This window comes from Allobosea sp., from assembly GCF_030694325.1.
In the GTDB taxonomy this organism is placed as follows: Bacteria; Pseudomonadota; Alphaproteobacteria; order Rhizobiales; family Beijerinckiaceae; genus Allobosea.
In genome coordinates this window covers 1-5855 of the sequence record NZ_JAUXYO010000061.1, presented here as the reverse complement: position 1 = coordinate 5855, position 5855 = coordinate 1, and the positions used below count along the sequence as shown (strand labels likewise).

Genomic DNA, 5855 nt, shown 5'->3' with positions numbered 1-5855 from the left:
GGCGCCGATCAGGGCGCCGCCAGCGGTCCGCTCTTCCTGCGCCGTGCAGGCGCCGAGTGTGGCCGCAACCGCGGCGATGATCAGGATTTTCTTCATGGGTTCGTTTCCTCGGCGCTCTCGATGGACTGCAAGGGCTGCGCGTCTGGCAAAGTAGGACGCATAAGATGGCACGGCCATGGCCGACCGTCCCACCTCAACGTCAAACCGTCCCAAAGGTTCCTCCGGGCCTCGGGGACGGCGTCTCGCCGGGTGCAGGGGGCGCTATCGCAGTGAGATGCCTCAGCAAACGAGATGCCTCGCCACTGGGAGAATCTCGGTGTCGCTTCGCGCGCGTGTACAAGCGCGCGCTTTGCGGTCTAGCCGTGATCTGTGGTCAGGCCGTGAGCTGTCGGCAAGACGAGCTCTCTGGATTCAAGACCTGCTCTCTCGATTGCAGCGGTGGGCCGCGACTGAATTTGTCGCGGAACTTTCCGGCTCGATGCGGCGTTGTCAGGGCATTCGGCAGCCGAGAAGGCTGTTGCAGTCGGAGGAGCCCTTCATGACCCTGAACGACACCGTTTCGCCGTCCATGGCCACGTCGTCGAACCCGCTGATTGCAGGCGCCCGCGTCGCAGGCACCGAGGTCTACAACACCGCGGGCGACCATCTTGGCGAGATCTACGACGTCATGCTCGACAAGAAGACGGGCAAGGTCGCCTACGCGATCATGTCCTTCGGCGGCTTCCTGGGGCTTGGCGAAAAATACCACCCGATTCCCTGGAGCGTTCTCGATTTCGATCCGGCGCGCGGCGGCTACGTCGTCCCGATGACAAAGGACAAGCTCGAGGCGGCTCCGATGTACGACAGCCAGGGTGAGCCCGATTGGGACGATCGGACCTATGGCAAGCGCGTCCACGATTACTACGGCACGATGCCCTACTGGATGATGTAGGCAACGCCCAGACGCAGGTCGCGGCGGTTGCTATCCCCCCAGCCGAACCGTCGTGGCGGCGGGATGCGGGCCGAAAGGCCCGCATCTTCCGTTTTTGTGAGAGAGTGTAACCGGGGCCTCAGGGATCCGGGGCGCGTCAGAGCTGCCGGCCTTCGGCCGGCCCCAAGGGCGGCGAGGCCGTCGGTCTGCGAACCGGTGAGAGTGTCATGCACATTCGCTACGGCTACAACATCGAGATCCAGTGCGGTCAGGACCTTCCGCTCGTGACGTTGCTCGACGTTCACCCCTCGCGCCGCCATGATCTGGTCAGGCCCGACCATATGACCGTGACCTCTCTCCTCGACCCGGCCAGGGTCGTTCCGACGACGCAATACATCGACCAGTTCGGCAACATCTGCCGGCGGATCACGGCGCCGGCCGGCGGCATCATCATGCGGGCCGAGGGCATCGTTCAAGATTCGGGCAGCCATGATCCGATCGACCCGACGGCGGAAGAAGTGGCGCCGTCGCGACTTCCGGACGATGCTCTGGTCTACCTGATGGGCAGCCGCTACTGCGAAACCGACAGGCTGTCCGCGCAGGCCTGGAGCCTTTTCGGCCACATTCCCGGCGGATGGCAGCGGGTCCAGGCGATCGTCGACTTCGTCCATAACCACCTGACGTTCGGCTATCATTTCGCGCGCAGCACCCGCACTGCGGCCGAGGCCTTCGAGGAGCGTGTCGGCGTCTGTCGGGACTTCGCCCATCTCGCAGTGGCCCTGTGCCGCTGCATGAACATCCCGGCGCGCTACTGCAACGGCTATCTCGGTGACATCGGCGTGCCGTTCGATCCCGCTCCGATGGACTTCAACGCCTGGATCGAGGTGTATCTCGGTGGGCGCTGGTTCACCTTCGACGCCCGCCACAACCAGCCGCGCATCGGCCGGGTCGTGATCGCCCGCGGGCGTGACGCCACCGATGTCGCCATGGTCAGCTCATTCGGCCCGCACACCCTGCGGCGCTTCGAGGTGGTGACCGAAGAAGTCGAGGAGCCGAGGCCGGATCGGGCCATGCCGCTGCCAATGCTGCAGCGCCCGAGCTTTGCCACGGCGCCGTTCTGACCGCCTCGCTGCCGCCCTGCGCCGGAACGCGCTGAACCGCCTCACACCCAACAGCTCATGCACCATACCGTCGTCGTCAACGCCCGGGCCGGAACCGTCCTCGAGGCGGGGGCGGACGCGTTTGCCGAGCGCATCGTGGCCGCCTTTGAGGAGAGCGGCTGCACTGCCGAGGTTCGGCTGGTGCATCCGCGCGAACTCGACGATGCGCTGTCTCTCGCCATCGAAAATCCCGACACCATCCCGGTCATCGCCGGCGGTGACGGCACGCTCAACGGGGTGCTGCCCGTCCTATTGCAGGCGCAGCGGCCGGTCGGCGTGCTGCCGCTCGGCACCGTCAACGTGCTCGGGCGCGATCTCGGCCTCACCGGCACGCTGGAAGAGCAGATTGCCGCGGTGTGCCAGGGCCAGCCGGTAGTGCTCGACATCGGCAGCGTCAATGATCGCCTGTTCCACTCGCTGTCGGGCATGGGTTTCTTCAGCCTGATGGCCCGGGAGCGCGAACATGCGCGTCGACGCTTTCCCTTCAGCCGCGCCATCGCCTTCGCCGTCGCCGCGACGCGCTCCATCCTGTTCACCCGTGCGATCACGGTCGATATCGGCATCGGGAATGAGCGTAGCGTCGTGGAGGCCGATGCGGTGCTGGTCACGGTCAACGGCTTCGAAGGCGCGGAGTGGCACCGCCCCCGGCTCGATGGCGGCGTCTTCGAGGTCCATATCCTCAAGGCCGGCGGCCTCTACTCCCGCTGCAAGGCGGCCTTCTCCATCGTCTCGGGCGGCTGGCGCACCTCCCCGAACCTGACCTCCTTCACCGGCTCCGAGGTGACCCTGACCCGCCGCGACAAGCGCCGCGGCCACATCACCTTCGACGGCGAGGTCGAGCGCAAGGCGGGGCCGCTGCAGTATTCGCTGCTGCCCGGAGCCGTTCAGCTGATCTCCGCACGAAACCGCTCCGTCTAGCCTCTGGCGGGTTGCGTCCCGCCTTTCGGCGCCTATGTCCCGATGGTCCCAGTTCCGGAGGCGGTCGTTCCGTGTTCTCCCCGCGCGTTCTCTTCCCCGTCGCCGCCGGCTTCGCCTTTCTCGGCCTGGCGCTGTTCATCGCCTCCGGCCGCAGCTTCGCCTTCGACCGCGCCATCGTCCTGTTCTTCCGCGAGACGGGCGATCCGGCCTCGCCGATCGGGCCGGCCTGGCTGCAGGAGGCGGTGCGGGACATGACGGCCTTCGGCAGCTTCGTCGGCCTCGGCCTGATGACGATCACGGCGAGCCTGTCGCTCTGGATCTGCCGTCACCGCCCGCTGGCGATCGGGCTCGCCTTGTCGGTGATCGCCGCGACGCTGGCCTCGACCGGTCTGAAGATCCTGATCGGGCGTGATCGCCCCGACATCGTCGAGCATGCGGCCCTGACCTTCACCGCCAGCTTCCCGAGCGGACATGCCTTTCTCTCGGCGGTCACCCTTCTCAGCATCGCCGGCTTCGTCGGCCTCGCCTCCCGCCGCGAGGACATCGCGCGTCTGTGCGTTTGGCTCGCATGGGTGATGATCGGTCTGATCGGCCTCAGCCGGATCTATCTCGGCGTCCATTGGCCGACCGACGTCATCGGCGGCTGGTGCCTCGGCATCGCCTGGTCGAGCCTTTCGGTCGCCATCCTCGGTCGGCGTATGGCGCGAGCGGAGGGCATCGAGCCCTCGCGGCCCGTCAGCGTCATCTAAGCCAGGCTGAGCGGCACGCTCAGCGCATGTCGATCGTGGCGTTGACGCCGAGATCCGGCGCTCGCCCCAGGATCTTCGCCGTGGCCAGCTTGAAGGCCACGAGCACGCCGCTCGACGGCCCGTTCCAGATTTCCGCACTCACCGGCGTCAGCGCCAGCAGCGTCGCATCCGGATCCTCCGGGCCGCCGGCGAACCAGGCGCTAGTCACCGGCGTCCAGATCCGGGCGATGAGATCGCGATCCTCGATCTCCGCCGCCGAACAGCGCACCGAGGCATAGAAGTTCCGGTCCTCCTCGCTGACCGCGATCGAAAGGCCGGTCGGCGCGAGCGCCGCCGCGAGCAACCCGTTCTGGCGGTGCGTGACGAAGAGGAGCCGGTGGTTGTCGCGGTCGACATGTCCGCTCATGGGCCGCGTGCGGATGAGCCCGTCCACAACCGTCGTCACCATGCAGACGGGATGACGCTCCAGGGCATCCCAGACGCTCTGCTGCAGTTCTGTCTCCGGCATCGGCGTGGCCTCCTCGTCGGTCGCGCCCGCCATCCGGCTCGGAAGGGCGGGAACAATGCGGCAGGTCGCGGGTTATCAACGCGCCGCAAGCGATGCGGTTTCATATGGATATTCACATGCTCGCCTCGCGTCAGCTTCTCGTTGCCCTTGTCTTCGTCCTCGTCGTCGGGCTCGCCGCCACTGGGTATGCGCTCTACCAGGAGAAGAAGCAGCCTGAGGGCGTCGAAATCTCGGTCGGCAAGAACGGGCTGTCGATCAAGGAGAAGTAGGCCGCTTTCGGCTCAGCTGTTGGCCAGGATCATGTTGCGGACAATCGGGTAGATCTGCCCGTCCCATTTGCGGCCCGAGAAGACGCCGTAATGGCCGACACCGGCCTGCATGTGGTGGCGTTTGCGGAACGGCTTCAGGTTCGAGCAGAGGTCGTGCGCCGCCGAGGTCTGCCCCAGCGCGCAGATGTCGTCGCGCTCGCCCTCGACCGTCAGCAGGGCTGTGCGCCGGATGGCGCGGCAATCGACGCGCTCGCCCCGATAGCTCAGGGTTCGCGCCGCCAGCCGCGCTTCCTGGAAGATCCACTGCACCGTCTCGAGATAGAACTCCGCCGGCAGGTCGAGCACCGCGAAGTACTCGTCGTAGAACGCCTTGATTTTCTGCGCCTCCTCCGTCTCGCCGGTGGCGAGGTGCAGGAACATGTCGATATGCGCATTGACATGGCGCTGCAGGTTCATCGCGACGAAGGCGCCGAGCTGAACGAAGCCCGGATAGACCTTGCGCCCTCCGCCGGGGTAGCGGGCCGGCACCGTCGCGATCAGGTTGCGCCGGAACCAGTCGATCGGCTTGTCCATCGCCAGCTTGTTGACGGTCGTCGGGTTGACGCGCGTGTCGACCGGGCCCGCCATCAGGGTCATGCTGCGGGGCTGGAACGGGTTGCCCGCCTGCGCCATCACGGCTGCCGCGGTCAAAACCTGGACACAGGGCTGGCAGACGGCAACGACATGCGTCTCATCGCCGAGCGTCTCGACGAAGCGGATCAGGGTGTCGACATAGTCGTCATAGCCGAAGGGCCCGGCCTCCAGCGAGACGTCGCGCGCGTTGTGCCAGTCGGTGATGTAGACGTCGTGGTCGCGCAGCAGCGTCGCCACCGTATTGCGCAGCAGGGTCGCGAAATGGCCCGACATCGGCGCCACGACCAGCACCTTCGCCTGTGGAGTCTCGCTGTCCTTCCGGAAGCGCAAGAGGCTGCCGAAAGGCAGGGTCAGCACGACCTCCTCGGTCACGGGCACGTCGCGGTTGCCTTCGCGCACGCTGTCGATCTCGTAGGACGGCCGCTCATGGGTCAGCCCGGCGCGCGTCACCATCTCATAGGCGGCCACCGTCGCGCGCCAGTCCATCGGCTGGCCGCTCATCGCCCGGGCTCCGAGAGCGGCCATCGCTGACTGTGCCAGCAGCCGCGCCGGATTCATGAAATCCGATTGGGCCTGGTAGGCAAGATAGAGCATCGGAATCCGCCTTCGGTGAACAGCCCGGCGGGCCGCCGCCGGTTTCGCCCGGCGGCGGCCCGCGCCCTGCCTGATGTTGCACTGCAAAAGGTCGTTTCCGCAAGATTGTTCTAA

General features: G+C 66.5%; 7 protein-coding genes. 5 read left to right on the top strand and 2 right to left on the bottom strand.

The features are described 5' to 3' along the window. Positions 1 to 538 precede the first annotated feature (538 nt). The 4 genes from Q8M82_RS03560 to Q8M82_RS03545 all read left to right on the top strand — a co-directional run bounded on the left by Q8M82_RS03560 (position 539) and on the right by Q8M82_RS03545 (position 3737). Positions 539 to 931 (top strand): PRC-barrel domain-containing protein, encoded by a 393-nt coding sequence (locus Q8M82_RS03560; RefSeq protein WP_305690007.1) that lies wholly within the window; start codon positions 539 to 541, stop codon positions 929 to 931. 206 nt (positions 932 to 1137) lie between these two features. Further along, positions 1138 to 2031: a transglutaminase-like domain-containing protein gene (locus Q8M82_RS03555; protein WP_305690006.1), complete on the top strand. Its 894-nt coding sequence runs from the start codon at positions 1138 to 1140 to the stop codon at positions 2029 to 2031. Between the two features lie 57 nt (positions 2032 to 2088). Continuing rightward, complete coding sequence (locus tag Q8M82_RS03550) at positions 2089 to 2988, top strand: diacylglycerol/lipid kinase family protein (RefSeq protein WP_305690005.1); 900 nt, start codon at positions 2089 to 2091, stop codon at positions 2986 to 2988. 71 nt (positions 2989 to 3059) lie between these two features. Further along, positions 3060 to 3737 (top strand): phosphatase PAP2 family protein, encoded by a 678-nt coding sequence (locus tag Q8M82_RS03545; protein WP_305690004.1) that lies wholly within the window; start codon positions 3060 to 3062, stop codon positions 3735 to 3737. Positions 3738 to 3756: 19 nt separating this feature from the next. On the opposite strand, the gene Q8M82_RS03540 is transcribed toward Q8M82_RS03545, so the two are convergent. Continuing rightward, complete coding sequence (locus tag Q8M82_RS03540; RefSeq protein ID WP_305690003.1) at positions 3757 to 4245, bottom strand: pyridoxamine 5'-phosphate oxidase family protein; 489 nt, start codon at positions 4243 to 4245, stop codon at positions 3757 to 3759. Positions 4246 to 4361: 116 nt separating this feature from the next. Here Q8M82_RS03540 and Q8M82_RS03535 point away from each other — a divergent pair, with 116 nt between their 5' ends. Then, positions 4362 to 4514 carry a hypothetical protein gene (locus tag Q8M82_RS03535; protein ID WP_305690002.1) on the top strand — a complete coding sequence of 51 codons (153 nt, stop codon included), beginning with the start codon at positions 4362 to 4364 and terminating at the stop codon, positions 4512 to 4514. A 12-nt stretch (positions 4515 to 4526) separates the two neighbouring features. Here Q8M82_RS03535 and Q8M82_RS03530 read toward each other — a convergent pair whose 3' ends face one another. Continuing rightward, positions 4527 to 5741: a polyhydroxyalkanoate depolymerase gene (locus Q8M82_RS03530; RefSeq protein ID WP_305690001.1), complete on the bottom strand. Its 1215-nt coding sequence runs from the start codon at positions 5739 to 5741 to the stop codon at positions 4527 to 4529. Positions 5742 to 5855: the final 114 nt, after the last annotated feature.

Excerpts from the sequence above, each read along its gene's own strand:
- Q8M82_RS03560 (WP_305690007.1), top strand. The coding sequence starts at position 539 with ATGACCCTGAACGACACCGTTTCGCCGTCCATGGCCACGTCGTCGAAC.
- Q8M82_RS03555 (WP_305690006.1), top strand. The coding sequence starts at position 1,138 with ATGCACATTCGCTACGGCTACAACATCGAGATCCAGTGCGGTCAGGAC.
- Q8M82_RS03550 (WP_305690005.1), top strand. The coding sequence starts at position 2,089 with ATGCACCATACCGTCGTCGTCAACGCCCGGGCCGGAACCGTCCTCGAG.
- Q8M82_RS03540 (WP_305690003.1), bottom strand. The coding sequence starts at position 4,245 with ATGCCGGAGACAGAACTGCAGCAGAGCGTCTGGGATGCCCTGGAGCGT.
- Q8M82_RS03535 (WP_305690002.1), top strand. The coding sequence starts at position 4,362 with ATGCTCGCCTCGCGTCAGCTTCTCGTTGCCCTTGTCTTCGTCCTCGTC.
- Q8M82_RS03530 (WP_305690001.1), bottom strand. The coding sequence starts at position 5,741 with ATGCTCTATCTTGCCTACCAGGCCCAATCGGATTTCATGAATCCGGCG.